Annotated in this window: 25 protein-coding genes; 14 read left to right on the top strand and 11 right to left on the bottom strand. The window is 66.9% G+C overall.

Annotated elements, in window-relative coordinates:
- Positions 1-4: 4 nt before the first annotated feature.
- Positions 5-802: a shikimate dehydrogenase gene (locus NDI85_RS05190; protein ID WP_310915154.1), complete on the bottom strand. Its 798-nt coding sequence runs from the start codon at positions 800-802 to the stop codon at positions 5-7.
- Positions 803-916: 114 nt separating this feature from the next.
- Between NDI85_RS05190 and NDI85_RS05195 the strand changes: the two genes are divergently transcribed.
- From NDI85_RS05195 to NDI85_RS05225, 7 genes are all read left to right on the top strand, one after another.
- A complete protein-coding gene (locus tag NDI85_RS05195; protein ID WP_188994020.1) occupies positions 917-2,302 on the top strand; it encodes a sodium:calcium antiporter in 1,386 nt (461 codons plus the stop codon).
- A complete protein-coding gene (locus tag NDI85_RS05200) occupies positions 2,302-3,657 on the top strand; it encodes a D-aminoacyl-tRNA deacylase (RefSeq protein ID WP_310915156.1) in 1,356 nt (451 codons plus the stop codon). The genes NDI85_RS05195 and NDI85_RS05200 overlap by 1 nt, the downstream gene beginning before the upstream one ends.
- A 103-nt stretch (positions 3,658-3,760) precedes the next feature.
- Positions 3,761-4,921: a cell division protein FtsZ gene (ftsZ, locus tag NDI85_RS05205; RefSeq protein ID WP_188994015.1), complete on the top strand. Its 1,161-nt coding sequence runs from the start codon at positions 3,761-3,763 to the stop codon at positions 4,919-4,921.
- 123 nt (positions 4,922-5,044) lie between these two features.
- A complete protein-coding gene (locus tag NDI85_RS05210) occupies positions 5,045-6,583 on the top strand; it encodes a methyl-accepting chemotaxis protein (protein ID WP_310915158.1) in 1,539 nt (512 codons plus the stop codon).
- A 69-nt stretch (positions 6,584-6,652) separates the two neighbouring features.
- The gene (locus tag NDI85_RS05215) at positions 6,653-6,919 is read left to right on the top strand and encodes a hypothetical protein (protein ID WP_188994010.1); all 267 of its coding nucleotides are present in this window, start codon (positions 6,653-6,655) and stop codon (positions 6,917-6,919) included.
- Between the two features lie 58 nt (positions 6,920-6,977).
- Positions 6,978-7,157: a protein translocase SEC61 complex subunit gamma gene (locus NDI85_RS05220; RefSeq protein ID WP_166969032.1), complete on the top strand. Its 180-nt coding sequence runs from the start codon at positions 6,978-6,980 to the stop codon at positions 7,155-7,157.
- 4 nt (positions 7,158-7,161) lie between these two features.
- On the top strand, positions 7,162-7,599 hold the full coding sequence (locus NDI85_RS05225) for a transcription elongation factor Spt5 (RefSeq protein ID WP_166969030.1): 438 nt from the start codon (positions 7,162-7,164) through the stop codon (positions 7,597-7,599).
- 142 nt (positions 7,600-7,741) lie between these two features.
- Here the strand turns inward: NDI85_RS05225 and NDI85_RS05230 are convergent, their stop codons facing one another.
- Positions 7,742-8,032 carry a hypothetical protein gene (locus tag NDI85_RS05230; RefSeq protein WP_166969028.1) on the bottom strand — a complete coding sequence of 97 codons (291 nt, stop codon included), beginning with the start codon at positions 8,030-8,032 and terminating at the stop codon, positions 7,742-7,744.
- 101 nt (positions 8,033-8,133) lie between these two features.
- On the opposite strand from NDI85_RS05230, the gene NDI85_RS05235 reads away from it, so the two are divergent.
- Positions 8,134-8,895, top strand: a complete 762-nt coding sequence (locus tag NDI85_RS05235; protein ID WP_188994008.1) for a PHP domain-containing protein — start codon at positions 8,134-8,136, stop codon at positions 8,893-8,895.
- Here NDI85_RS05235 and NDI85_RS05240 read toward each other — a convergent pair.
- Positions 8,892-9,398: a metal-dependent hydrolase gene (locus NDI85_RS05240; RefSeq protein ID WP_188994006.1), complete on the bottom strand. Its 507-nt coding sequence runs from the start codon at positions 9,396-9,398 to the stop codon at positions 8,892-8,894. The genes NDI85_RS05235 and NDI85_RS05240 overlap by 4 nt on opposite strands.
- Before the next feature lie 37 nt (positions 9,399-9,435).
- Positions 9,436-9,945: a CinA family protein gene (locus NDI85_RS05245; RefSeq protein WP_310915159.1), complete on the bottom strand. Its 510-nt coding sequence runs from the start codon at positions 9,943-9,945 to the stop codon at positions 9,436-9,438.
- Between the two features lie 80 nt (positions 9,946-10,025).
- On the opposite strand from NDI85_RS05245, the gene NDI85_RS05250 reads away from it, so the two are divergent.
- Positions 10,026-10,169, top strand: a complete 144-nt coding sequence (locus tag NDI85_RS05250) for a hypothetical protein (protein WP_188994002.1) — start codon at positions 10,026-10,028, stop codon at positions 10,167-10,169.
- 37 nt (positions 10,170-10,206) lie between these two features.
- Positions 10,207-11,325 carry a pyridoxal phosphate-dependent aminotransferase gene (locus tag NDI85_RS05255; RefSeq protein ID WP_310915160.1) on the top strand — a complete coding sequence of 373 codons (1,119 nt, stop codon included), beginning with the start codon at positions 10,207-10,209 and terminating at the stop codon, positions 11,323-11,325.
- A 1-nt stretch (position 11,326) separates the two neighbouring features.
- On the opposite strand, the gene NDI85_RS05260 is transcribed toward NDI85_RS05255, so the two are convergent.
- From NDI85_RS05260 to glmS, 7 genes are read right to left on the bottom strand one after another with little or no spacing between them, the layout of a single operon-like run.
- Positions 11,327-12,115: an ABC transporter permease gene (locus NDI85_RS05260; RefSeq protein WP_310915161.1), complete on the bottom strand. Its 789-nt coding sequence runs from the start codon at positions 12,113-12,115 to the stop codon at positions 11,327-11,329.
- Positions 12,108-13,094 (bottom strand): ATP-binding cassette domain-containing protein, encoded by a 987-nt coding sequence (locus NDI85_RS05265; RefSeq protein ID WP_310915162.1) that lies wholly within the window; start codon positions 13,092-13,094, stop codon positions 12,108-12,110. Before NDI85_RS05265 ends, NDI85_RS05260 begins: the two co-directional genes overlap by 8 nt.
- A 47-nt stretch (positions 13,095-13,141) precedes the next feature.
- Positions 13,142-14,188, bottom strand: coding sequence for an L-malyl-CoA/beta-methylmalyl-CoA lyase (gene citE, locus NDI85_RS05270; RefSeq protein ID WP_310915163.1), 1,047 nt, complete (start codon positions 14,186-14,188; stop codon positions 13,142-13,144).
- Positions 14,185-15,273, bottom strand: coding sequence for a 2-methylfumaryl-CoA hydratase (gene mch, locus NDI85_RS05275; protein ID WP_310915164.1), 1,089 nt, complete (start codon positions 15,271-15,273; stop codon positions 14,185-14,187). Before mch ends, citE begins: the two co-directional genes overlap by 4 nt.
- The gene (locus tag NDI85_RS05280) at positions 15,270-16,595 is read right to left on the bottom strand and encodes a methylaspartate ammonia-lyase (RefSeq protein WP_310915165.1); all 1,326 of its coding nucleotides are present in this window, start codon (positions 16,593-16,595) and stop codon (positions 15,270-15,272) included. The genes mch and NDI85_RS05280 overlap by 4 nt, the downstream gene beginning before the upstream one ends.
- Positions 16,585-18,039 carry a methylaspartate mutase subunit E gene (locus NDI85_RS05285; RefSeq protein WP_310915166.1) on the bottom strand — a complete coding sequence of 485 codons (1,455 nt, stop codon included), beginning with the start codon at positions 18,037-18,039 and terminating at the stop codon, positions 16,585-16,587. The genes NDI85_RS05280 and NDI85_RS05285 overlap by 11 nt, the downstream gene beginning before the upstream one ends.
- Positions 18,040-18,041: 2 nt before the next feature.
- A complete protein-coding gene (glmS, locus tag NDI85_RS05290) occupies positions 18,042-18,482 on the bottom strand; it encodes a methylaspartate mutase subunit S (protein WP_188993987.1) in 441 nt (146 codons plus the stop codon).
- A gap of 121 nt (positions 18,483-18,603) precedes the next feature.
- On the opposite strand from glmS, the gene mct reads away from it, so the two are divergent.
- The 4 genes from mct to NDI85_RS05310 all read left to right on the top strand — a co-directional run bounded on the left by mct (position 18,604) and on the right by NDI85_RS05310 (position 25,985).
- Entirely contained in the window at positions 18,604-19,794 is a 1,191-nt protein-coding gene (mct, locus tag NDI85_RS05295; protein ID WP_310915167.1) for a succinyl-CoA:mesaconate CoA-transferase, read from the top strand.
- 200 nt (positions 19,795-19,994) lie between these two features.
- Positions 19,995-21,965 (top strand): methyl-accepting chemotaxis protein, encoded by a 1,971-nt coding sequence (locus tag NDI85_RS05300; RefSeq protein ID WP_396275503.1) that lies wholly within the window; start codon positions 19,995-19,997, stop codon positions 21,963-21,965.
- 129 nt (positions 21,966-22,094) lie between these two features.
- On the top strand, positions 22,095-24,539 hold the full coding sequence (locus tag NDI85_RS05305) for an ATP-dependent DNA helicase (RefSeq protein WP_310915168.1): 2,445 nt from the start codon (positions 22,095-22,097) through the stop codon (positions 24,537-24,539).
- Positions 24,540-24,908: 369 nt separating this feature from the next.
- Positions 24,909-25,985: a TRC40/GET3/ArsA family transport-energizing ATPase gene (locus tag NDI85_RS05310; RefSeq protein ID WP_188993978.1), complete on the top strand. Its 1,077-nt coding sequence runs from the start codon at positions 24,909-24,911 to the stop codon at positions 25,983-25,985.

Consider the following 25,985-nt stretch of genomic DNA (forward strand, 5'->3'; position numbering starts at 1 on the left):
TCGGTTACAGGCCGCTTCGTAACGCCTCGTTCATGGGGTCGACCGGGGCGTCTTCGCCGGTCCACAGTTCGAACGCCTCGACACCTTGATACAGTAACATCCACGCGCCGTCGACAGTCGTCGCACCGACGGCGGCCGCCTCCCGCAACAGACGCGTCTCGATGGGCGAGTACACTGCATCGAGAACCGCGAGGTCGGGCGTGAGTGCCGACTTCGGCACCGGCGTCTCGTCCTCGTCCATCCCGACGCTGGTGCAGTTGACGAGAACGTCGGCGTCGGCGAGCAGCGCATCGAAGTCACCGAGTCCGTGGCCGGTGGCGTTCGGAACCTCGTCCGCCAGCGCGTGGGCCTTCGACGCCGTGCGGTTGGCGATGCGGACCGACATCCCCTCGTCTGCGAGGCCGAAGGCGACGGCGCGACCGGCCCCGCCGGCACCGACGACGACGGCCGTTCCCGATAGCTCGACCCCGTGGTGGTCGAGCGCCCGGACCGCACCGACGGCGTCCGTGTTGTACCCCCGCGGCGTCTCGCCGGAGAAGTCGACGGTGTTGACTGCGCCGATACGTGCTGCCAACGGGTCCGGGTCGACGGCGTCGAGTACGTCCCGTTTGAACGGAATCGTGACGTTCAGTCCGGCGACGCCGAGTTTGTCGGCTGCCTCGACGGCGGCGGCGCCCTCGTCCGCCGGCGGTTCGAAGGTGACGTACTTCGCGTCCAGTCCGAGTGCCTCGTACCCCGCCTCGTGCATCGGCGGCGACAGCGAGTGCCCGACCGGATTGCCGATGAGACCGTAGACGTCCATACACCCGCCAGCGCGCGCCTCGGATATGAACGCCACGCTCCCGCCCCGCCGGGAGTTCGGTGGTCGTCCGGGCTTTCGCAAGTTTTTCACGCTGACCTGTGCTGTCCTCACTTAGTGAGTCGTCTACGTCACCCCCTGGTACAGGTCGCCCTCGCGGTGTCACTGACCGCCGGATGGGTCAGTGCCGGCCTCCTCGGCGTCGGCCTCGGCACCGTCGCGACCGTCGCTGTGAGTGGACTGGCCGTGCTCGGTGCCTCCTTCCTGCTGGCGTGGGGTGCGGAGACGGCAGAGAAGGACGTCCCCCGTGCGTTCGCCATCGCCGTCCTCGCGGTTCTGGCCGTCGCGCCGGAGTACGCCGTCGACGCGCTGTTCGCGTGGAACGCGGGGGCCGGCGGGGCGACGACGGAGGCGTGTGCCAGACTCTCGGCGGCCGCCATCGAGGCCGGCGAGACGCCCCTCGCGCGGGCCTGTCACGACGCCAACCTCGCGATCGCGAACATGACCGGCGCCAACCGCATCCTCATCGGTATCGGGTGGGCGGGCATCGCCGTGTTCACCATCCTCCGGTCCACGTCGACGCAGGACCCTGCCGTCGAGAAGCGAGACGGCTTCCTGGCCGACGTGGTCCAGCTCGACACGGACATCGCGACGGAGATCGCGTTCCTGCTGGTCGCCACCGCGTGGGCGTTCGCCGTGCCGCTGGGCGGCGGCATCGGTGCGCTGGACACGCTGTTCCTCGTGGGACTGTACGTGGCCTACATCGGCCTCGTCCTCAAGTCCGACATCGAGGCACACGACCACACCGTCGGCGTTCCGAAGTACTTCCAGAAGTGGTCGCTGCCGTGGCGGCCGCTGGTCGTCCTCGTGCTCTTTGGCTACTCCGGGGCGATGATATTCACCGCCGTCGAGCCGTTCGCCCACGGGCTAGAGGAGATCGGCCTCCAGATAGGCGTCCCCTCCTTTTTCATGATCCAGTGGATCGCGCCGCTGGCGAGCGAGTCGCCGGAACTCATCGTCGTCGCCGTCCTCGTCAACAAGGCCCGGTCGACGGCGGGGTTCAACGCGCTCATCTCCTCGAAACTCAACCAGTGGACGCTGCTCATCGGGACCATCGCGGTCATCTACTCCATCGCGCTGGGCCGGTACGGCGTCCTCCCGTTCGACGCTCGACAGGCCGCGGAGATATGGATTACCGCCGGTCAGTCGTTCTTCGCGCTGGCACTCCTCTGTAACTTCGAGATATCCATCCGCGAGGCCGTCGTGCTGTTCGCCCTGTTCATCAGTCAGGTGCTCGTCGAGTTCGCGCTCATCCAGGACTACCTGGTCCTGCCGATAACGAGCCACGACCTCCTGCTGGGATACACGGCGCTGTACATCGTCGCCGGCGTCGTCCTGTTCGCCCTGCGGTGGCAGTCGTTGAAACACCTCCTCGGACTGGCCGGTGACGCCTTCCGGACCGCGCTGGGCAACGACCCGGTCCACATGGACAAAGCCGACTGATGCTCGCTATCGTCGTCTCCCGGGCCGACGAAGCGTCGACGCACATCGGCGAGCACCTCCTCGAACTCGCGCCGTGGACCGAGACGACCGACGAGGACCGGGCGGACGGCGAGGGCGGCGGGACCGTCTACCGGACGGACGGGGCCGAACTCCGCGAGTTCGACGCGCTCCACCTCGAACTCGACGGCGTCGCAGACGCCTTCGACGACCCGGACTGTCTCGTGTTCGCCTCCCGGCACGCCGGCGAGACGGACGAGTTGCTGACCGCCCACCACGCGGGGAACTTCGGCGCGGCGGAGTTCGGCGGCGAGGGCGGCCACTTCGCCCGCGCGTGTCCCAGCACACACCGCGCCGTCGTCCACGCGCTGACCGACCACGCCCCCGAGGAGTACGAGGTGGGCATGGAGTGTACACATCACGGCCCGACCGAGGTGGGCGTGCCGTCGATGTTCGTCGAAGTCGGGAGCGCCGAACCGCAGTGGCGAGACCCAGACGCCGCCCGCGCCGTGGCACAGGCTATCCTCGACATCCGCGGCGTCCCAGCAGACGCTCCGAGGGAGAACGGCACCCGTCGACACCTCGTTGGCTTCGGCGGCGGCCACTACGCGCCCCGGTTCGAGCGCGTGATCCGCGAGACGGACTGGTCGGTCGGCCACGTCGCGGCGGACTGGTCGCTGGACGCACTCGAGGCGTGGGCCGACGACGAGACTGAGCGTGCCGCAGTTCTCGACAGGGCTTTCGACGCCAGTGTCGCCGACTACGCGCTGCTGGAAGACGACCGGCCGGCCCTCGTCGAGACGCTGACGGCGCTGGGTTACCGTGTCGTCGACGAGACGTTCGTCCGGGAGACCAGCGGCGTCCCACTCGACCTCGTCGAGGCGCTCGAAGCGGCGGTGACACCCGTCGGTGGCGGCCTCCGCTTTGGCGACCCGGCGACGGGGTACGACGGCGAGTGGACCGTGGTCGAACTCCCCGGAGACCTGCTCTCGGAGGCCACCGGAATCGACGAGGCGGCGGTCCGATCGTGGCTCGACGGTCACGCGCTCGCGTTCGACACCGAACAGAACGGGACCGTCGTCACCGGCCCCGTCGTGTTGCCCGCCGACCGCTCGCACGACGACGTCGTCACGGTGCTTGCCGACGTCCTCCGCCAGCGCTACGACAGTGTCGAACGCGACGGCGAGCAGCTAGTCGCTCGGGAGGAACGGTTCGATCCCGACCTCGCACGCACCGCGGGCGTTCCGGAAGGGCCGAAGTTCGGAAAACTCTCTGCGGGCAAGCCGGTGGAAGTCGATGGTGAAGAGATCGGCCCCGAACGGTTCCAACGTGAACGTATACGCCGATTTACGTTGTAGAAAACGGCCCGCAAAACGCCCGAAGGCGGCGACCAAATCGTCAGACGAGTGTCAGACGCAGGGGGAAAACTAATGAGTGTTCGTCTGTAACGGGGATTTAAATATGGACTCGATTATCGACGACGCCATCGACGAGGCCGAGGAGGAACAGGACGTGGCCTCCGACGGCGAGACGGCGACCGAGACGACGCCGAGCAGAGAAGAGATGTCGACTTCGGGAACGATGACCGACGACGAACTCGCGAGCGTCGTCAAGGACCTCGAAACGAAGATCACAGTGGTGGGGTGTGGCGGTGCCGGCGGCAACACCGTCACCCGGATGATGGAAGAGGGAATCCACGGGGCGAAACTCGTCGCCGCGAACACCGACGCCCAGCACCTCGCCGACGAGGTGAAAGCCGACACGAAGATTCTCATCGGCCGCAAGCGCACCGGTGGTCGCGGTGCCGGCTCAGTCCCGAAGATCGGCGAGGAGGCCGCACAGGAAGACATCGAGGACATCCAGCAGTCTATCGACGGTTCTGACATGGTGTTCGTCACCGCCGGTCTCGGCGGCGGGACCGGGACCGGGTCCGCCCCCGTCATCGCACAGGCCGCACAGGAGGCCGGTGCCCTCACTATCTCTATCGTCACTATCCCCTTCACTGCGGAAGGCGAGCGCCGGCGGGCCAACGCCGACGCGGGCCTCGAACGCCTGCGTGCGGTCTCGGATACAGTCATCGTCGTCCCGAACGACCGACTGCTCGACTACGCGCCGTCGATGCCCCTGCAAGACGCGTTCAAGATCTGTGACCGCGTCCTGATGCGCTCAGTCAAGGGCATGACCGAACTCATCACCAAGCCCGGCCTCGTCAACGTCGACTTCGCCGACGTTCGCACCATCATGGAGAACGGCGGCGTCGCGATGATCGGTCTCGGCGAGTCCGACTCCGAGAACAAGGCCCAGGACTCCATCCGCTCGGCGCTTCGCTCGCCGCTTCTGGACGTCGAGTTCGACGGTGCGAACTCTGCGCTCGTCAACGTCGTCGGCGGCCCCGACATGAGTATCGAGGAAGCCGAAGGCGTCGTCGAGGAGATATACGACCGCATCGACCCCGACGCCCGCATCATCTGGGGCGCCTCCATCAACAACGACTTCGAGGGCAAGATGGAGACGATGATCGTCGTCACCGGCGTCGAGTCCCCGCAGATCTACGGCCAGAGCGAGGCCGAACAGGAGAAGGCCGCCCAGCAACTCGGCGACGACATCGACTACGTCGACTGAGTGGACCCGTCACGGGCGGCGCTGTTTTCGCCGTAGTCGGTCCGCTATCGAACGACCTGCTCGGCGTCTTGTCGGTAATTAAAGATAAGTATTATACGAGTACATCTGGGTTTGTTCAAATATATGGGAACAGGTCGGTCGGCATCTCACGAACAATCGGACGCGGAAGTCGGCACAGACGAGACACGAGTCACCGGTGGCGGGACAGCCGGCGGCCCACTGGACTACCGGCTCATTCTGGACCACGTCGATACCCCGATTTTCGTCCTCGACGGCGACGGCGACATCACGCACTGGAACAGCTCTATTGCGGCGCTGACCGGTGAATCACAGGCCGAGGCTGTCGAACTCGCCGAGGAACACGGCGTCGTCGGGCCGGCGTTCTACCACGACGGACGCCGGTCGATGACCCTCGCGGAGAAGGTCATCGAAGCACCCGAATCCGCCGACGAGGAGTACGGCGTCCCGCGGGTCGAAGACGTCGACTACACGCTCTACGCCGACCAGAGCGTGATGAAGGACGCCCGCGGGGAGGACCGCCACATCCGGTTCAGCGCGGCCCCGATGTACGACGAGGACGGCACGCTCACCGGCGTCGTCGAGATGATACAGGACCGGACCGAGGACGCACGCCGGCAGGACCAACTCCGGGGGATGGTCGCGGAACTGCAGGGGACGATGGCCGACATCGAAGCCGGAAACCTGCAGGCCCGCGCGTCCGTCACCGAGACCGACTACGTCGACGACGAACTGCTCGACGTCGTCGACTCGCTCAACCAGATGGCCGAGCGACTGGACGACATCGTCACCGACGTCGCCGGACGGACCGACAGCCTCCACGACTCCGTCGAGTCGGTCGCGGACAGCAGCCAGCGGGTCTCCGAACTGTCGACGGAGCAGTCCGAGACGCTCGCGACCGTCAGTCAGGAGGTCGAATCGCTCTCGGCCACCATAGAGGAGATAGCCTCGACGAGCGACGAGGTCGCCTCGACGGCGCGGAACGCAGACGACGCCGCTACGGAGGTCCAGAAGACCGCAGAGGAGACGGAACGGGTCATGCAGGACGTCGGCGAATCCACAGACCGGGTCGCCGACGACGTGTCCGCACTCCGTGACCGGGTCGACGAGATAGACGAAATCGTCGCCGTCATCGACGACATCGCCGACGAGACGAACATGCTGGCGCTGAACGCCTCCATCGAGGCCGCACGCGCCGGTGAGGCCGGCGAGGGGTTCGCCGTCGTCGCCGACGAGGTCAAGGGCCTCGCCGAGGAGTCCCAAGAGCGAGCGTCCGAGATCGAGGCGATGGTCGGGCGAATCAAGGCCGACACGCAGGACACCGTCGAGAACCTCGAAGAGACGAACGAACAGGTCAAGCGTGGTATCGAACAGGTCGAGAACTCGACCGAGGCGCTGACCGACATCGTCGCCGCTATCGAGGAGACGGCGAGCGGCATCGAACAGGTCTCGGAGGCCACCGACGACCAGGCCGCGAGCACCGAGGAGATAGCGAGCATGCTGGACGAAGTCGTGCGCCGGGCGGAAGCGGTCTCGACCGAGATGCAGGACGCCGCGGCCAACACGCGCGAGCAGACCAGACAGGTCGAAGAGATAAACGAGACAGTCAGTCGTCTGTCCGACGGACAGTCGACGAGCCGCTGACTCGGTCGACCGTCGGTTCCTAACTCGTTAGGTATCCAAGCGAGGTTCGACGACCGTGTAGTACTGTGTATGACCGAAACCGGCACAGACGACGGTACCGACGTCGGCGACGCGCTATCGGCGCTCGGCGACTCGATGGAGCGACTCAGCACCAACACCACTGGTCTCGGAGATGCCGTCGAGCGGTTGCAGGCCTCCACGCAACGGCTGAGCGCTCAGCAGTCCGCCATCGCCGAGCGGATGACCGAGACTGCCGACACGCTCGGTCGGGACGACACGGCCCGACAGCCGTCGTCGAGGCGTTCGCACGGTCGGTCGGCGGTTGCGGACGACTGACACCCGCAGGCCGTCGCGCACCACAATATAGAAAAGCCACCAGTGGGTACGCCTCGGTATGGACGTCCCGTACGACCTCACCTCCTACGTTCGCGTACTCAAACTGGCGAGTACGCCGTCCTGGGAGGAGTTCTCGCAGATCGCAAAGATTGCCGGTGCCGGCATCATGCTCGTCGGCCTCGTCGGCTTCATCATCTTCGCCATAATGACCTTCGTCCCCGGCAGCAAACCGGTGTAAACAGATGGGTATCTACGCAGTCAAGACGACGGCGAGTCAGGAACGCACCGTCGCGGACATGATCATCAACCGCGAGGAACCGGACATCCACGCGGCGCTGGCCCCGGACTCGCTGACGAGTTACGTGATGGTCGAGGCCGACGACCACGCCGTCTTCGACCGTATCTTAGACGAGATTCCACACGCCAACGGCGTCGTGCAAGGCGAGTCCTCCATCGCGGAGGTCGAACACTTCCTCTCGCCGAAACCCGACGTCGAGGGTATCGCCGAAGGGGACATCGTCGAACTCATCGCCGGGCCGTTCAAAGGCGAGAAGGCCCAGGTCCAGCGTATCGACGAGGGCAAGGACCAGGTCACCGTCGAACTGTACGAGGCGACGGTCCCGATTCCGGTCACCGTGCGTGGTGACCAGATTCGCGTCCTCGACTCCGAGGAGCGGTAAGCGAACGTCCGGCGGCGACGCCGCCGGGTCACTGTCGACGAGCGACGCGAGTCAGCGGCTGTTTTCCCGCGTGTTTGCGAGAAGGGCTCCAAACAGACCGTCGAAGGCGGCCGAGGAAACCCGACAGAATACAAATCGGTCGTTAGCCTTCGAGTCGGTCGATGACCTCGCTCATGTCGGCCGTGGCCTCGACGGATTCCTTGATGTTCTCACGGCGGCGGACCTCCGCGGCAGAGGCGTCGTAGGCGCGGACGTACTCCGCGCGTGAGTGTTCGTCGAAGGCGTGTTTGATGGCGAAGTAGCCGTCGGGGACGACGGTCCCACACACCTTACACGAGACGCGGTCGTGTTCGGTCGATTGGTGGACGATGAGGTCTTCGACGCGGTCGAACTGGCTGTCGTCGCCCTCGATAGCGCACTCCCAGCGTGGCATTGCTGAGAGGCAGGCCGTGCGACACCAAAAGCGTTCGCCACGACGACGGGCGACTCCGGTAAATGGAAACCTCTAATTGTGACACCGGGATAGCGAAAGCCGTGACGAGTGAGGGGTTCCACGTCGACCTACACGTCAAGATTCTGGACGAGCGTGTCGTCCAGCGAGCGAAGGCACGGGGACTCGACGCCCTCGTGTACGCCCCACACTTCACGCGGTTGCCGGACATCCGTGCGAAAGCCGAACGGTTCTCCGACGACGAGTTGACCGTCATCCCGGGTCGAGAGCTGTTTACGGGGACGTGGCAGCGTCGCCGGCACGTCCTCGCCGTCGGCCTCGACGAGCAGGTCCCGGACTTTCTGACCCTCGACGGGACGATGGCCGAGCTAGAGCGACAGGACGCCGCCGTCTTGGTCCCGCATCCCGGGTTCCTGAGCGTGAGCCTCGGCATCGAGGAACTGCGGACGTACGCCAGTGTCATCGACGCCGTGGAAGTGTACAACCCGAAACACCTCCCACACCACAACCGGCGTGCGCGGCGGTTCGCCCGCGAGACGGACCTGCCGACGTTCGCCTCCTCGTACGCGCACCTCCACGGGAGCATCGGCGAGGCGTGGACGGCGTTCGACGAGGCCTTGCAGACGGCCGACGGATTGGCACGGGCCCTGCGAGACGAGGTCCCACGCCGAATCGTCCACCGCGACGGTCTGCGCCACACGCTCCGCCGCGGGCTGGAGTTCGCACACTTAGGGTACGAGAACAGTTGGGAGAAGTTCGACCGGGTGATGTTGCAGGGGACGGCACCGACCCACCCGGACCACGTCGCCTACGACGGGAAGTTCGACGACATCAAGGTGTACTAGGCGACGAGCGCCGTGCTCTCGGCGAGCGCCCGTGTCACTTCCGGCGGGAGGTACTGCGGCAGGACGTGGACCAGTACCGCGATAGCCGCGAGCTCGAAGACGGTGATGGCCACCGTGACTATCTCGGCCCGGTCGCTAGACGTCGTGACGCCGGACGGGAAGCCGTACTCCGTGTCCGAGAGCGGGTAGAACAGGGCGATACCCCGCCGCGACCCCAGATAGTCGAGGACGTAGTGGGTCAGCACGCCGAGCCACACCCACTGGAGGTTTCCGCCGTGGTAGATTGGGTGTGCGAGAAAGAGTAGCAGGACCGGGAGGTTGTGCAGCGTCTTCCGGTGTTTGCCGAAAGCCGTGTCGACGTCGGGAAACAGCGCTCCCAGCACCACCGGGAGGAACACCTCCGCGATGGTCGCGAACGTCGAGACGTCCCCGGAGGGGTCGAGGACGTACCCCAGCCCGATGCTCAGCAGGACCGCGTTCAGAACGTGCCCGCGTTTATTCATCTACGCGGTCCGATGGCCGGCCGTCCGATAGGTTTTGCTACTCCTCCTGTGTGGCGGCTAACAGGTCCGTGAGCGCCTGTCTGGCGATACGGTGTTTGACCTCGGTTCGTGACCCGTCGAACTCGTAGTGAGCGACTGTACAGTCGGAGTCGTTCGTCTCCCACGGCGCGGCGTGCGCGACGGCGATGTAGACGGTGCCGACCGGCGTCTCAGGGGAACCTCCGGTGGGACCGGCGACGCCCGTCGTCGCGACGCCCCAGTCGGTCCCCGCGGTGTCTCTGACCGCTTGGGCCATCTCGCGGGCGACGGGTTCGGAGACAGCGCCGTGGGCGTCGAGTGCCTCGCGAGAGACGGCCAGCAGTTCCTGTTTCGCGCGATAGGAGTACGAGACGATGGAGCGGTCGAAGTAGTCGCTAGAGCCCGGAACGTCGGTCAACAGCGACCCGACGAGGCCGCCGGTGCAGGACTCGGCGACGGCGACTGTCTCCTCTCGGTCCCGGAGTACGTCGCCGACGCGCTCCTCGATAGGTGTCTCGTCGTCGGTCATAGCCGGTCGTTGCACGCGGGCGTGGATAAGCGTTCAGTCGTCGGCCCCGAACCTTTCTGTCTCTGTCACCAACACGTCGTATGGCCTACCAGACCACGCTCGGTTGGTCGCTCGTCTCCTCCGGTATCGTGACGCTCGTCCTCGGGTTCCTGCCCGGGTCGGACCTCCTGTGGGGGTTGTTGCTCCTCGCGCTCGGCGTGCTGACCCTCTACGTCAGGCAGTAACGGAAAGAAAGACGGCCGCGGAGCGTCGAGCGACGGTATGGACTACGAGACGCCACAGTTTTTCCGGGTGATGCAGTACGCGGCCCGGGCCGACCGAGACGTGGTCGACATGGTCTCGGGCAACCCCGACTGGGACCCGCCCGAGGGGGTCCGGGACGGTCTGCGAGACTACGCCGAGGCCGACGCCGACGCGTTCCAGTACGCGCCGAGTCGTGGTCTCAAGGGACTCCGCGAGGAGATAGCCGCCAGACGCGGGGTCGACGTATCGCGGGTCGTCGTCACCAACGGCGCGGGCGAGGCCAACCACCTCGCGATGACCGGCGGCATGGACCACTTCCCCGGCGACGAGATTCTGCTGACCGACCCCGTCTATCCCTACTACGCCGGCCGTGCGAGCTTCCTCGATGCCGAGACGACGCTCGTCTCCGTCGACGAGGACGGCCACCTCGACCCCGATGCGGTCAGAGCCGCCGCCAGCGAGGAGACGAGCGTCGTCGTCGTCAACTCGCCGAACAACCCGACCGGCGCGGTGTACGGCGCCGACGCCATGGCCGAGTTCGTCGCAATCGCCGAGGAGTACGACGCCCTCCTCGTCAGCGACGAGGTGTACGACCACTTCGACTACGCCGGCCGGTTCACGTCGGCACTGGAACAGGACTCGCCGAACGTCGTCGCGACCAACTCCTTCTCGAAGTCGATGGCTATCACCGGGTTCCGGGTCGGCTACGCCGTCTTCCCGTCGCCCGACGGCCCGGCCGGTGATCTCGTCGACCGCGCCGGCACACGACACATGCTGACCAACGTCAGCGGGAGTCGCCCCGCCCAGTACGCCGTCGAGCGAGCCTTACGGACCACCTCGCCGGAGTACTACGCGAAGTGCCGCCGACGGCTCGAACGACGCATCGATACGTTCTGTGGGGCACTGGACGCCGCCGGTGCGGAGTACAATCGACCCGAGGGCGGGTTCTACGTGATGGCTCGCTTCCCGGAGTTCGCCGGCAGTTTCGCGAACGTCTACGAACTTATCGACGACGCCGGCGTCGCCGGGATGCCCGGCGAGGCCTTCGGCGAGTCGCGGTCGGACTGGATACGGTTCGCACTGGTAACGCCACGCATCGAGGAGGCGGCCGAGCGACTGGCGGCGTTCTTCGAGTAGGTCAGACGGCCTCGACCCGCCGGAACAGCGCCGCGCCGAGTGCCACCGTCAGGACGGCGGCGATCACCATCGCGCCGAAGTCGACGACGAGCGCTCGCTCGGAGTAGCCCACCAGCGCCCCTCGGAGGCCGTCGACACCGTAAGTGAGCGGATTGAGGTAGCCGACGACTTGGAGGGGCGCGGGCAGGTTCGAGAGGGGGTAGAACGCCCCCGAGAGGAAGGCCAGCGGAAAGAGCGCGAAGTTGATGATGAGGTTGTACCCCTGCGTGTCCTTGAACTGCGAGGCCATCGCCAGTCCGAGGCCGATGAACGTCGCGGCGATGAGCACGAGGAAGGCGACGGCGACGACGACGCCGACGAGCGACACCGGTCGGAACCCGAGCGGCACCGCCAGCACGAGGATGAGCAGTGCTTGCAGCATCGTGGTCGTCGCACCGCCGGCGATGCGGCCGACGACGACGGCGGTACGACTCACCGGCGCGACCAGAATCTCCTTCAGGAAGCCGACTTCCCGGTCCGAGAGCACCGCCAGCCCGGTGAACGACGCCGAGAACAGCATCGTAAAGCCGAGGATGCCCGGCACGAGGTACTCCAGATACGACAGCGACGATGGAATCGACCCGAAGCGGGCGTCGCTGAACCCGAAGCCGAAGAACACGAGGATGAAGAAGGGGCCCAACAAGAGGCCGACGACGCGGCTCTTGGCCCGCCAGAACCGCACGAGGTCGCGCTTCCAGAGCCCGTAGACGGCGACGGCCTCCCGGCCGAGTCGGCCGGATCCGTCAGTCATCGTCGGCCTCCGTCTCTGCCGCCACGGCGACACCAGGGCCCGTCTCGTCGGCCTCCGCGACCGTTCGCCCCGTCAGCGAGAGAAAGACCCGTTCGAGGGTCGGGCGGTCGACGGAGACTGTCGAGACGCCGGCCACCTCGCTGGCGGCGGTGACGAGCGCCGCGACCCGACGCTCGCCGTCGTCCACGCCCACGTCGAGGCCGTCACCAGTCCGGGTCACCGACCGGACCCACGGCGCGTCGCCGACCGCCCGCTCGACGGCCGCCGGGCCGTCGGTCCCGAGCCGTATCACGTCACCGCCCAGTCCGTCTTTCAACGCGTCGGGCGCGTCGAGTGCGACGACGCTGCCGTCGTCGACGATAGCGACCCGGTCGCACAGGGCGTCGGCCTCCTCCATGTAGTGGGTCGTCAGGACGACGGTGACGCCGGCCTCGCGGTTCAGGCGGTCGACGTACTCCCGGACGGTCTTGCGCGTCCCCGCGTCCAGTCCCACGGTCGGTTCGTCCAGAAAGAGGACCGCCGGTTCGTGGAGGAGGCCGCGGGCGAGTTCCAGCCGTCTCGCCATCCCGCCGGAGTACTCGCCGACGGGCTTGTCGGCGTCGTCGGCGAGGTCCACCAATTCGAGCACCGTCGCCATCCGCTCCCGGCGACGCTGCTTGCGAATGCCGTACAGACGGGCGTGAAAGCGGAGGTTCTCCCGCCCGGTCAGTTCCTCGTCCAGAGCGGGTTCCTGAAACACGACGCCGATGCTCGACCGGACGCCGCCGGGGTCGGCGCCCACGTCGTGGCCGGCGACGCGAGCGGTCCCCTCGCTCGGTCTGAGAAGCGTACAGAGCGTGTTGACGAGCGTGGACTTCCCGGCCCCGTTGGGGCCGAGCAAGCCGAGAATCTCGCCCTCGGCGACCGAGAAAGAGACGTCGTCGACGGCCACGAGGTCGCCGTAGCGCCGCGTCAGTCCGTCCACCTCGATGGCGTTCATCGACGGCTAAAGGGGCTGGATGGGCTTGAAGATTGGTCCGCCGCCGGTCAGTTGAAGACGAGGTCCACGTCGAGTGCGCGCTCCAACAGACTGTCGTCGTAGTACTCGCCAGTCTGGTCCGGGTGGGCCTCGTCGATGGCTCGCACCGTCAGGACCGTGTTGGCGAAGTTCTTGTACGTCGCTTCGTCGACCATCTGCCCGTCGACGACGACGGCACCGGTGCCCTCGCGTTTGGCGTCGTTGAACGCCTCTATCTTCGAGAGGTCCCGGTCCAGTTCCTCGGTACTGGGCATGTGGATGCGGTTGGCCTGCGCGGTCTGTTTGGGGTGGAGCGACCACGACCCGTCGATGCCGATGGTCGCCTCGTGTTCGACCTGGTCGGCGTACCCCTCGGCGTTGTAGTAGGTGACGCCGGCGCGTTCGTGGAACAACTGGTCGAACGGGCCGCCGATGGAGACGATGCCCGCGGCGCTCGTCTCGTTGGACATCGCTTCGAGCAGGCCGTCCCAGCGCGGTCGCTCGCCGTGCATCGCACGGCCGCCCAGTTCCGCCGTGTAGTCGACGGGGCCGAAGACGATGCCCGAGAGTCGGGAGTCGGTGGCGAACTGGCAGATCTCCCGGAGGTCCGAGCGGGCGGCCGCCGTCTCCAGAATGATGGCCATCTCCAGCGTCTCGTCCCCCAGACCCGCCTCGCGTTCGGCGTCGGCCAGCACCCCGGCGGCCTCGCGCACGTCGTCGAGGCGGCCGACCTTCGGGAAGACGACGCCGTCGAGATGCTCGCCCACCTCGCTGGCGAGGCGGCGGACCTGCTCGGTCCCGCGCTCGCGGAACTGCGCGCCGTCGTAGGCCCACTCGACGCGCGGGAGAATCTTCCCGGCGAAGTCGGGGGCGTGGTCGGGGACGCGCTCGACGATGTTGTCGACGGCCTCCTCCTTCATCGACGGTGCGGTGCCGTCCTCGATGTCAGGCACCAGCCAGTCGGGGGTCTGGAACCCCTCGCTGGTGAGGCCGGATTCGAGGAACTTCGCGCTGTCGTCACGCGGGACGGCAGCGGGTGCGGTCTGGAACGTGCGGCAGAGTCGTGTGTTTGTCATTGGTATCGCTGAACGAGTGCGGTTCGCCGGCCGCTGTAGACCGGGGTGTTGTCCTGATTGAACGCGACGTGTTCGAACGTGACCGCACCGGCCGCCTCGGGGCCGGCGTCGCCGTCACAGTCGAGGACGCGGGTGAAGCCGTATATCGTATCGCCGAGCGTGACGAACGAGTGGAACCGCTCGTCCGCGAAGCGGCGTTCGCGGTAGGTGGCCTCGTCCGAGCGAGCGTGTGCGAGTGCGATAGAGCGCGTCACGTCGCCGTAGGCGACGATGTCGCCCGAGGGCGAGTCGGCCATCTCGTCGCGGTTGTGGTGCTGACGGGCGGTGTTGAGCGTCGCCAGCGGCAGGCCCGCGACCAACTGGTCGTCCATCGTCCGGCCGCGCTCGTGGCGGTAAGCGACGGCGGCGCTCTCCGCCTCGGCGTCGTCGAGGGCGTCACGGAAGTCCTCGAAACGACCGCCCTCGGGCGCGAGTAGTGTCTCGGGCAGGTCCGGCCCGCCATCCGGGTCGTCGGGACGGCCAGTGGCCTCCCCGCCGCCGTCCGTCGCCGCCGGCTCCCGGCGCGGAATCATGTTCGTCCGCTGGTAGGAGACGAGCGTCTCGCCCGTCTCGCGGTCGCGGCCTTCCGTCGCCCACGTCACGATGCCGTAGGCCGGCCGGGACGAGGAGGTCCGCGTGTCGACGACGCGAGAGGTGACGGCGAGTTCGGTGCCCGGCCGTGCGGACCGGTGGAACTCGACGTCGGTGCGCCCGAGGAAGTAGCCGCCCTTCTCCGAGAGGTCCTCGACGGTGATACCCATCACGCAGGCCAGCAGGTAGTCAGGGTGGACGGGCACGTCCTCGAACCCGCGTTCTCGGGCCGTGTCGGAGCGCCAGTACGCCGGGTCGTGGTTCAGCGTCTGGCCCATCCACTGCTCGCTACCGTGTTGGGAGAGGCGGAGTCCGGGGTCGTGGGTGAGTTCGTCGCCCTCCGCGAAGAACTCGAAGTAGTGGCCCTTCTCGCGGGTGTCGGCCCGGTCCAACAGGTCGTCGAACGTCGCCCCGTCCGAACAGTCGATGGCGTCGGGGTCGCTCCAGTCAGTCATCGGCCTGCCCCTCCCGTCGGCCGCCACGCCTCGCGGCTACCGCCGCTCGGCCCTCCGGCGGACTCGCTCCCGGTGGGCGCTGCGTCCGCCCGAGCGAGCGCCCGTCGCATCTCGTTGGTGACGACCATGAACCCCTCGTCGAAGCCCATGCCGGGCTTGGCGAGGACCTGTGCGGCATCGGTGGCGAGTGCGACGTGGGCGCAGGCCCGCGCCGAGGTGACTGTCTCGTTGCAGGTCCCGCCGAGGTACGCGCGGGTGTCCGTGCCGTCGCAGTACAGCACGGCCTCTGCGGAGCGCTGGACGCCGCCGAGGTCCGGCGTCTTCACCTGCACCACGTCGGCCGCGCCCGCGTCGACGAACGCCCGCACGTCCTCGAAGGTGTTGCACCACTCGTCGGCGACGACGTCGACGTCGACACCCGCGTCGGCTAACCCGTCGCGCAACTCGGCCATCTGCTCGATTTGCGCGGTACGGCCGCCGGCGTCCATCGGTCCCTCGACCTGGAGGGGGTACGGCGCGGCGGCCTCCCGGAGCGTCTCGAAGTAGTCGGTGACCTCGGTGCGGTCGTACGGCGGGCCGAACACCTTCCCGAGGATGCCGTAGACGTCGACGTGGAACCGCGGCGCGTAGTTCTCGGGGCCGAGTTCGGCCGCTCTGTCGGAGAGCCACGCGAGATACTCGCGCAGGCCCTCGCCGTCCTCGCCCACCTTCTCGACGCTGTTGAACAGGCCGTGGGGGAGGACCGGGACACCCTTGATGAGCATCTTCTCGGCGTTGGTCCGCCGTTCGTCGCCCGACTGGCCGAACACCGGGACGGGCGTCGTCGCCGGGTCGGTGTCGTAGGCCGCCGCGAGGACGGCCGTCGGTGTCTGCCCCCGGGCGCGAGCGGCGGCGTTCAGGAGCGCCTGCGAGACGCCGTAGCGGACCGCCGTGTGGAGGTGGTCGCCGCCCGAGCGCGCTGGGTCGATAGCCTCCAGCGCCTCCGCGTTCTCCCGGAACAGGGTCGCGTCCCGGCCCCGGAGCGTGTCGGCGACGCTCCCCTCGACGACCGGGCGGTATTCGCTGGCCCGAAAGAGCGGGTCCCGACCGCCCGCGCCGGAGTACTGGACGGCGGCACAATCGCCCGTGACGACGGAGCCGTCGGCGAGTTCGAGTTCCACGATGAGGCACTCGCCGGCCTCGCGCACTCGCTCGAACCCGTCGGTCTTCGGTTGGCCGTCGTAGGCAAAGCCCCGCTGGGTCGCGCCGTCTTTGATGGCGCGCTGGTCGTCGAAGAAGAACCCGGAGAGGCCCGGCACCGCACGGATTTCCTCAATCCGCATCGCTGGCACCTCCCTGTTTGCCGCTCGGTCGCCCGATGAGTTTCCCGTCGCTGATGGCGTCGACGTCGTCGGCGACCATCCGGAACGACTGGTCACGGCCCTCCGTGCGGGCGCGTTCGCCCAGTCTGGCCTTGTGGGTCTCCTTGATGTCGTCGGGGAGAGCGAGGTCCGCGAACTCGAAGATGCGCACCCGGCCGTCGTCGTCACGGGCCGGGAGGACCGCACCGGCGGCGGCGTCGCTCGGCGCGAACGGGACGTCCATCGCGCCGGAGTCGAACGCCTCGATGACCCCCTGTGCGACGTCGCCGTCGCCGGCCTCGTAGATGGCGTCCATCAGCGCGCGAGTGGCGCGCTCGATGAGTTCTCGTTCCTCGGCGATACCGTTGAGGTCGATGTCTTGCTCGATCATCATATCGATGAGCTGTCTAGTAGTGCGCAAGCCGGAGGCGTTGGCTTCCTTCGTCGGGACGCCCTGGAACTCCTGTGGGGACTTCGTGATGACCTTGTCCGGTTTGGCGACGGCGGCCGTCGCGCCGCCGAGGCTGATGACGCCGTTGGCGCGGGCCTCGTCCGGCGGGAACCCGCCCATCCACTCGTGGAAGACGGTGGTGACGGTGACCGAGTCTGGCAGGAACTCCTCGCCGAGTTTCCGCAAGGCTCGGAGCGCGGCGACGTCCTGTACGACGTTGCCGACCTGTCCGTAGCCCAGCGTAATCGAGCGGACCCCCTGTGTCGCGGCGAGTTGGCCCTCCACGAGCATCACCGCGATGGCGATACACGGCGGGACGAGGGTCCCGGTCAGCGGGCCGAACGGTTCGCGGTTGATGGTGACGCCGCGCTCGGTGTAGGCACCACAGAGCCGGTCGACGAACTGCCAGTGTTCGATTGTCGTCGCCAAGTCGTGCCGTTTCGTGTAGGGGATGTTGTAGGAGATGGGCCCCCCCTCGAAGGACTGGAACCCACCGGCGAGGGTGACCATCGCCAGCAGGCGGGCGTCCGGCGTGCCGTGGCGCACCTCGATCGGGGCGTCCAGTGCGCGGATGAGTCGGCGACAGTCCTCGACGCCGTGGTTCACCGCGGGGAAGCCGTTGAGTTCGTCCGTGTCACCGTTTCGAGAGGCTGCGAGGCCTTCCTCCGCCTTCTCGTACTGGTTGTCGCGTGTGTACGAGTCGATAGTGGTGGGCAACAGGTCGGCACCACCCTCTTCTTGGAGGTAGCGGAGGAGGTCTATCTGGTCTTCGAGCAGGGGAACGCCGGCACGGGGCTGTAGCAGTGGTCTGTCTGCGGATTCGAGGACGGGCGCGAACTGCTTGCTCGCGGGAAGGGACTCGTGGAAGACGATAGCCTCCTCGAAGTCGACCTGTCGGCCTGTGTGCCAGTTGTCCCGCAAGTCGTTCGCGATGTGCTGTAGCTCGTCGGCGTCGAGCTTCGTGTCCGTGAGCATGGTCAGCTATCGACCCTGACCTGCTCGCCCTCGGTGGTCGTGAGGTTGAGGTCCCTGCGGAGGTCCGCGATGGCGTCTTCGGGGTCGGTCTCCGCGTCGAAGACCCGGTCGAAGCCCATCTCGCGGAACGTCTCGCGCGTGGACTCGAAGTCGTCCTGCCCGACGGCGAGGTTGCCGCCGACGTACGTCAGGACGTCGAGCCCTTCGGAGTCCAATAGGTCGTGGAACCCCTCACAGTCCTGCCGGGCGTGCCCGTACAGCGAGGAGACCAGTACAGCCTCGGCGCCGTGAGCTTTCGCAGCGTCGGCGAACTCGGCCTGTGAGGTCTGGACGCCGAGGTTGACGACCTCGAAGCCAGCGGCCGAGAGCGCCTGCTCGAGAATCGTGATACCGACGACGTGGGCGTCGGATCCAATCACGCCGAGAATGACGGTCCGGGGCATGTACGACACTCTGGTCGCGGCGGCGGTATAAACTTAATGGTCTTTCATGATAATACGCCCCTAGAGAATATATAATGATTTATCACCAAGATTTATCACGTCGCCGGCTGTCGGATTCGCCATGGGTGCGCTTGCCGACCTGCGGGTGCTCGACCTGACGCAGGTCCTGTCCGGACCGTACTGCACGATGCTGCTCGCGGACATGGGCGCGGACGTGGTAAAGGTCGAGCGACCCGGCGGGGACATGATTCGCTCGAACCCGCCGTTCGTCGACGACCCCGAGGCGGAGGCCTACGGCGGCTACTTCCAGAGTGTCAACCGCGGCAAGCGCTCGCTGGAACTGGACCTGCGGACCGACGAGGACCGCGAGGCGTTCCTCTCGCTGGTCGACCACGCCGACGTGGTCGTCGAGAACTTCAAGGCCGGGACGATGGAGAAGTTCGACCTCGGCTACGAGACTCTACGCGAGCGCAATCCCCAGCTAATCTACTCCTCGATTCGGGGCTTCGGCGACCCGCGTACGGGCGAGACACATCGGCAAGGGCAGCCGTCGTTCGACCTCATCGCGCAGGCGCTCGGCGGCGTCATGGAGATAACCGGCCCCGAGGACGGCCCGCCGACGAAGGTGGGGCCGGGCGTCGGCGACATCTTCACCGCGGCGCTGAACGCCGTCGGCATCCTCGCCGCCGTCCATCACCGGGAGCGGACCGGCGAGGGGCAGTACGTCGACACGGCGATGTACGACGCGATGGTGTCGCTGGCCGAGCGGACCGTCTATCAGTACTCCTGTGACGGCGAACCGCCGACTCGACAGGGGAACTCCCACCCGACGCTGTTCCCCTACGACGCCTTCGAGGCCGCCGACGGCCACGTCGTCGTCGCGGCGTTCAACGACCGCCACTGGCAGACGCTCTGTGAGGCGATGGACCGGCCCGACCTCGCGGCGGCGTACCCGGCGACGCCCGACCGCCTCCGTAACCGCGAGCAGTTGCGCGCCGAGATCGCCGAGTGGACCCGCCAGCAGACGACCGACGACCTCGTGGAACTCCTCGACGGCCGCGTCCCGGTGGCCCCGGTACAAGACACCAGCGAGATATTCGAGGATCCGCACGTCCACGCCCGGGAGATGCTCGCCGACGTCACCCAACCGGGTGCCGACGACGAGATGACTGTCGCCGGTAGCCCCATCAAGATGACCGAGACGAATCCTCGGCCCCGTGGTCGCGCTCCCCTGCTGGACGAACACCGGGAGGAACTGCTCGGGGACGAGGAGTCTACGGGCGACCGCCAGCGCGCGGAAAGCGACGACTAACGCCGTTCGTCGTGAAGCGTCGGGGCGTCCCCGTCTACGGCACGGCGGTGCTTCTGGCGATGATGATCGTGGTTCTGCTCTTCGTGGCCGGCGAGTCGAACGCAGCGAGACGCCGTATACGATGACCGGTTAGTAGTGTGATTACAATTATTGATAACACGCCCCATTCGCTTTTGTCGAATTGTAACGAGTCTAGAGGTATGACAGGCGCTACTTCGAGATCCGAAGACAGCGTCCCCGGTGTGAATCGGTGGATGCAGATGCTTCGGGATTTTGTCAAGTACACCCCGAGCGGTGACTCGATTCCCACGGAGACGTGGCGGAGTCGGCACCGGAAAATCGTCGGTCTCGTACTGGCACACGTCCCGTTTCTCCTGCTCCTCGGGCTGTTCGAGGGGACGGAGACGCTCGTCACGGGTGCGACGATTCCGTCGGTTCCGCTGTCTACCGCCCTACTCGAACTCGGTCTCATCGTCGCTATCGTTGCCGTCTCGACCGTCTCGCGACTCCCACGTCGGCTACGGACCGCGCTTGCCACAACAGGACTCCTCTCGACGTCCGTCGTCCTCGTTCACTTCTCCGGCGGGTACATCGAGGCGCACTTTCACTTCTTCGTCGGGATGGCCGTCGTCGCCATCTACGAGGACTGGGTGCCGTTCGCCCTCGGAATCGGATACGTCGTGCTCACACACGGCGTCTTCGGGATGATCAATCCGAGTCGCGTCTACAACCATACCGCCGCCATCAACAACCCGTGGGTCTGGGGCCTCATCCATGGGGTGTTCGTCCTCGCGCTCGCCATCGCGTTGATGTCTCACTGGTACTCGACCGAGCGGTCGCGTGAAGAGGCAAACGAGCGGCTCCAGCAAGCACAGGAGAGGAGTCAAGAGATAGCCGATCTCGAAGCCAAACAGGCGGAAATAGAGGAGGCCAGGGCCGAAGCCGAGGAACTGAAAGCCGAGGCCGAGGCCAAACAGCGAGCCGTCGAGCAAACCAACGAGGCCCTCGAAGCGAAAGCCGACGCCTACAGTGCGGCCATGACACGGGCGGCCGACGGTGACCTCAGCGTCCGGCTGGACACCCAGAGCGAGAGCGAGGCCATGGCCCAAATCGCCGAGTCGTTCAACGAGATGATGGCCGAGACGGAATCGGCGATGCGAGAGATACAGACGTTCGCAGCGGAAGTCACGGCCACCAGCGACGAGGCGAACGTCGGCACGGAAGAGGGAAAGCAGGCGAGTGAGGAGGTGAGTCGGTCGATTCAGAAGATTGCCAGCGGGGCGAGCGACCAATACGAGATGCTCGAAACCGTCTCCGCCGAGATGACGGAGCTATCAGCGACGGTCGAAGAAGTCGCCGCGTCGGCCGAGACAGTCTCCGAGGCGGCCAGTGAGACGACCGAAATCGCCGACACCGGTGAACAGACCGCAGAGCGAGCGCTCGACGACGCACGGGACGTGCAGGCGGCCATCGATACGACGCTCGAGAACGTCGAACGGCTCGACGAACAGATGGCCGAGATCGGTGACATCGTCGAACTCATCGGCGATATCGCCGAACAGACGAACATGCTCGCGCTGAACGCGAACATCGAAGCCGCGCGGGCCGGTTCCGGCGGCGAGTCGACGAGCGGTGACGGCTTCGCTGTCGTCGCCAACGAAGTCAAACAGTTAGCCGAAGAGACGCAGACGTCCGCGACGGAAATCGAACAGCTCATCGAAGAGACACAGTCCCAGACGGAGACGACCGTCGAAGAGGCCCGAGCGGCCGAGCGGTACATGGAAGAAAGCGCCGAGGCGGTCGAGGAGGTCGCCGACGCGTTCACCGACGTCGCCGAGAACGCCCAAAAGACGGACAGCGGCATCCAGGAGATAAGCAATACGACCGACGAGCAGGCCGCGAGCACGGAAGAAGCGGTGTCGATGGTCGAAGAGGTGGCCGATATCAGTCGGACGACCGCCGACGAGACCGAGACCGCGTCCGCGGCCGCAGAGGAACAGGCCGCCTCGATGTCGGAGGTCAGCGGCAACGTCGAATCGCTCAGTGAGCAGGCCGAGCGCCTCCAGTCGCTGCTGGCAAAATTCGACGTGAGCGGTGCGAACTCGACAGGGCGGCCCGATTCTGTGACGGGTGCGGCGACCACTATCGAGGACGGCGGACAACCGGAGTAGTCCGGCGTCGTCCTCGGCCCGTTTTTCGACCTGTCTGCGGTCACTGCGTCGCCCGCGGTCGAGGCGTGATGTCGCTCCGGTACCGGCGAACCCGGCGGTTCAAATACCGGGCCGCCTAATCCTGTGCCGATGCGGGACACGGCCTCGTCAGGCGACGAGTCATGGCGGCAGTACTTCGGCTTCGAGGCACCGTACGAGAACCAAGCCGACGCCGTCGAGCGCGCCATCGAGGCCGGGAAATCGCGTGGCTTTCTGGCGATGGAGGGACCCTGTGGCACCGGCAAGACGATGGCGGCGCTGACCGCCGCGGCCCACCTCGTTCGGGACACCGACCGCTACGAGCGAGTCGTCGTCGTCACGCCAGTCAAACAGCAGTTACAGCAGTTCGTCGACGACCTGCGCACGCTGAACGCCGGCGTCGAGGACCCGTTCGACGGCATCGCGCTGGTCGGGAAGACGGACCTCTGTCCGTACGGACGGGAGGGCCAGTTCCCCGACGACGTGGGCACCCACGACCGCTGTGAGGACTTGCGCGAGGCGACGGCCAGACTCGTCGAGGACGACGGCCGCTCGGACGGGGCCGCCGTCGCCGAGACGGCCATCCAGACCGACGTCGACGACGAGGACCAGTGGTGGGACCCGCGCAAGGGCCAGAACCTCGCCGCGGCCGCCAGACCCGACGCCACCGCTCAGACCCGAATCGGCGAGGACACGCTCTCGACGGCGGGCGCGGCCTCGCCGTACCGTCCCGAACAACCCACAGCACCCGAGTCGATGGCCGAGAGCGACGACCCGCCGCTCTACTGCCCGTTCGAGGCAGACTGGTACGCACGGAACAAGGGGTCTCCGGTGGACTTCTCGGCCGGACCGAACAACGTCGTGACGCTGGAGGACTACCTCCCGGCGGCGGTCGAACGGGGCACCTGCCCGCATCGCGTGATGGGCGTGATGCTGGAGCAAGCCGACGTGGTCGTTGGCAACTACAATCACCTCTTCGACCCGACCGCTCGACCGCTGCTGTCGTCGGTTCTCGACGACCAGACGTTCGTCGTCGTCGACGAGGCCCACCGCCTCGAAGAGCGGGTTCGGGACCTGCTCTCCGATAGACTGGGCAAGCAGACCATCACGCAGGCGCGCAACGACTGTAACCTGCTGGTCCAGCGCGCCCAGCAGAGCGCCGACCACAAGCAACAAGTCCGAGAGATTCTCTCGGCCCGCGAGGTACCGCTCGAAGCGGTCGACCACGCCCGGAAGTTCTACGACGACCTCGGTCGGTGGCTGGACGACCGCGTGGCGTCGTTCCTCGACGCGGAACACGAGGGATGGCGGGCGAACCCCGAGATACTGCCCGAGCACGACCGAGAGATACCGCTCCGGGACCCCGACGCCGTCGAGCAGGACGAACTCACCGAGTGGGCCGAAGAGAAGGGGTACGACGGGCAGCTCTGGCGCTCGCTGTCGAAAGTCGGGGCGGCCGTCGAGGACGCCATCGACCAACTCGGACTGGCCCGCCAACCGGTGTGTGCCGCCGTCGGCGTCATCGCCGGACAGTGGTGGGAGCGGGATCACTCGACGTTTTTGCGGGAGATAGAACTCGAACACTCGCCGAAGGAGTCCCGGAGCACCGACGCCGACTACGAGGCCGTCTACACGGCGGGCCTGCTCTGCTACAACTGCATGCCGGCGATGGCGCTGCGGGACGCCTTCGACGAGTTGGGTGGGGGCGTACTGATGAGTGCGACGCTCGAACCGCTCGACGTGTTCACGCGCGTCTCTGGACTGGACGCGTTGGCCGAGACGGACGACGGCGACGACGAGGACGACCTGACGCGCCCGGTCCGGACGACCACGTACGACCTCCCGTTCCCGCAAGCGAACCGCGCGTCGTACCTCGTGGACGCGCGGCCGTTCACTGCTCGCAATCGGGGCGACCCCGAGGCGATGAAACCGCTCGGCGAGAACTGGAACCCGACCCGCGACGAGTACGCACAGGCGCTCCGGGCCATCGCTCGCTCGCCGGGCAACGTCATGGTGGCGATGCCGAACTACCGGGAGGCGCGCTGGGCGGGGGCGTATCTACAGGAGGCCGTCGAGAAACCCGTCGTCGTCGACGAGTCGTCCAGCAACGAGGCGACCGAACGCCGCAAACAGGCGTTCTTCGGCGGTGACGGGAAGGTGCTGGTCACGTCGACCCGGGGGACGCTGACCGAAGGCGTCGACTACGACGGCGAGAAGCTGTCGACCTGCGCCGTCGTCGGCGTGCCGCTTGTCAACATCGGCTCACCTCGGGTCCGGGCGGTTCAGCGGGCCTACGGCGACGCCTTCGGCGACGAGAACGCCTTCGAGTACGCGCTGACCGTCCCGGCCGTCCGCCGCGCGCGCCAAGCCATCGGTCGCGTCATCCGCGGGAGCGAGGAGGTCGGCGTTCGTGCGTTCGTCGGACGGCGGTACACGCCGGACGCGCGCCACTCCGTCTATCCCTTTTTGCCGGAAGGCGAACGCACAGAGTTCACCCGCATGACACCGGCGTTCCTCGCCGACCAACTCGATTCGTTCTGGCGAAACCGCGATTAATGCCGGGTAGTTCGCCTGGAAGGAGTTATTAACCGGAGCTTTTGGTTGGCAACAAAAAGCCTATACAGAATCATTCGAGTGTTACAAGAGATGCCCGAGTGTCAAAACTGCGGTGAGTTCGTAACCGAGCAGTACGTGCGGGTCTTCACACCAGAAGCCTCCGAAGCACACGGGCCCAGGGTCTGCCCGAATTGCGAAGACAAACTGCGCGACGGTGCCGAAGTGCGCGAAGCACGGTCCTCCCGCCAGTAGCGCCGACCGGTCCCCGTGAGTGGTCCCCCGTCGGACGACGCACCCGACGCCGACGGCACACCGGACCCATCGCGTCGTTTTCGGGAAGTACTCAAGGCCAGAGACGTAGCCCCGGGTATGAACAACCTCGACGTCGAGGCAGTCGACGACATCGACGCGCCGACCGGTGTCGACGCACCTGACTACGTGCTATACGGCGGCAAAGGCGGCGTCGGCAAGACGACGTGTGCCGCCGCCACCGCACTGGCCTCCGCCCGCGACGGGACGGCGACGCTCGTCGTCTCGACGGACCCCGCCCACTCGCTGTCGGACACGCTGGAGACGCAGATTCCCGCGACCCCGACGCGAATCCGAGACGACGTCCCGCTGTTTGCCGCCGAAATCGACCCCGAGGAAGCCGTCGGCGAGGGCCCCCTCGGCATGGAAGACGACGCGCTGGGCGGTCTCGGCGGGATGCTCGGCGGGGACGACGGTCCGCTCGGCGGCGGTGGCGGCGCCAGCGACGGCGGTCCCGTCGGCGGCGAGGACGGCCTCCTCGGCGGGTCGATGCCCGGGGCCGACGAGGCCGCCGCGATGCGTCTCCTGCTCGATTACATCGACGACGACCGGTTCGACCGCGTCGTCGTGGACACCGCACCGACCGGCCACACGCTCCGACTGCTGGAACTGCCCGAGACGATGGACTCGATGGTCGGGAAGATTCTCCAGTTGCGCGAGCGCTTCTCGGGGATGATGGGCAACCTCACCGGGATGTTCGGCGGCGACGAGGAGGTCGACCCCGAGGAGGGAATCGAGGACCTGCGCGAACTCAGCGACCGCATCGAGCACCTGCGGGCGATTCTGCGCGACCCGACGAAGACTGACTTCCGTATCGTGATGGTTCCCGAGGAACTCTCCGTCGTCGAGTCCGAACGCCTGCTCGGGCAGTTGCGGGAGTTCGACATCCCCGTCGGCACCGTCGTCGTCAACCGCGTGATGCAGGACCCCAGCGAGGTGCTCGGTCAGGAAGTGGACATCGCCGGGCCGAACCACGACGACTGCGAGTTCTGTGCCCGCCGCTGGCAGGTCCAACAGGACGCTCTCCGTCGCGCACAGGACCTGTTCCGGGGCCACGAGGTCCGCCGGGTCCCGCTGTTCGCAGAGGAGGTCCACGGCGAGCGACTGCTCGCCGTCGTGGCGGCCTGTCTCGACTGA

This window comes from Haloarcula sp. S1AR25-4, from assembly GCF_031624555.1.
Lineage (GTDB): Archaea > Halobacteriota > Halobacteria > Halobacteriales > Haloarculaceae > Haloarcula > Haloarcula pellucida.

Bases quoted from the DNA above. Each gene is read 5' to 3' on its own strand.
- NDI85_RS05245 (WP_310915159.1), bottom strand. From the start codon at position 9,945: ATGACCGACGACGAGACACCTATCGAGGAGCGCGTCGGCGACGTACTC.
- NDI85_RS05225 (WP_166969030.1), top strand. From the start codon at position 7,162: ATGGGTATCTACGCAGTCAAGACGACGGCGAGTCAGGAACGCACCGTC.
- NDI85_RS05300 (WP_396275503.1), top strand. From the start codon at position 19,995: ATGACAGGCGCTACTTCGAGATCCGAAGACAGCGTCCCCGGTGTGAAT.
- NDI85_RS05260 (WP_310915161.1), bottom strand. From the start codon at position 12,115: ATGACTGACGGATCCGGCCGACTCGGCCGGGAGGCCGTCGCCGTCTAC.
- NDI85_RS05220 (WP_166969032.1), top strand. From the start codon at position 6,978: ATGGACGTCCCGTACGACCTCACCTCCTACGTTCGCGTACTCAAACTG.
- glmS (WP_188993987.1), bottom strand. From the start codon at position 18,482: ATGCCCCGGACCGTCATTCTCGGCGTGATTGGATCCGACGCCCACGTC.
- mch (WP_310915164.1), bottom strand. From the start codon at position 15,273: ATGACTGACTGGAGCGACCCCGACGCCATCGACTGTTCGGACGGGGCG.
- NDI85_RS05285 (WP_310915166.1), bottom strand. From the start codon at position 18,039: ATGCTCACGGACACGAAGCTCGACGCCGACGAGCTACAGCACATCGCG.
- NDI85_RS05200 (WP_310915156.1), top strand. From the start codon at position 2,302: ATGCTCGCTATCGTCGTCTCCCGGGCCGACGAAGCGTCGACGCACATC.
- NDI85_RS05210 (WP_310915158.1), top strand. From the start codon at position 5,045: ATGGGAACAGGTCGGTCGGCATCTCACGAACAATCGGACGCGGAAGTC.
- NDI85_RS05250 (WP_188994002.1), top strand. From the start codon at position 10,026: ATGGCCTACCAGACCACGCTCGGTTGGTCGCTCGTCTCCTCCGGTATC.
- NDI85_RS05215 (WP_188994010.1), top strand. From the start codon at position 6,653: ATGACCGAAACCGGCACAGACGACGGTACCGACGTCGGCGACGCGCTA.
- NDI85_RS05240 (WP_188994006.1), bottom strand. From the start codon at position 9,398: ATGAATAAACGCGGGCACGTTCTGAACGCGGTCCTGCTGAGCATCGGG.
- NDI85_RS05280 (WP_310915165.1), bottom strand. From the start codon at position 16,595: ATGCGGATTGAGGAAATCCGTGCGGTGCCGGGCCTCTCCGGGTTCTTC.
- NDI85_RS05190 (WP_310915154.1), bottom strand. From the start codon at position 802: ATGGACGTCTACGGTCTCATCGGCAATCCGGTCGGGCACTCGCTGTCG.
- NDI85_RS05310 (WP_188993978.1), top strand. From the start codon at position 24,909: ATGAACAACCTCGACGTCGAGGCAGTCGACGACATCGACGCGCCGACC.
- NDI85_RS05265 (WP_310915162.1), bottom strand. From the start codon at position 13,094: ATGAACGCCATCGAGGTGGACGGACTGACGCGGCGCTACGGCGACCTC.
- citE (WP_310915163.1), bottom strand. From the start codon at position 14,188: ATGACAAACACACGACTCTGCCGCACGTTCCAGACCGCACCCGCTGCC.
- mct (WP_310915167.1), top strand. From the start codon at position 18,604: ATGGGTGCGCTTGCCGACCTGCGGGTGCTCGACCTGACGCAGGTCCTG.
- NDI85_RS05255 (WP_310915160.1), top strand. From the start codon at position 10,207: ATGGACTACGAGACGCCACAGTTTTTCCGGGTGATGCAGTACGCGGCC.
- NDI85_RS05305 (WP_310915168.1), top strand. From the start codon at position 22,095: ATGCGGGACACGGCCTCGTCAGGCGACGAGTCATGGCGGCAGTACTTC.
- NDI85_RS05230 (WP_166969028.1), bottom strand. From the start codon at position 8,032: ATGCCACGCTGGGAGTGCGCTATCGAGGGCGACGACAGCCAGTTCGAC.
- ftsZ (WP_188994015.1), top strand. From the start codon at position 3,761: ATGGACTCGATTATCGACGACGCCATCGACGAGGCCGAGGAGGAACAG.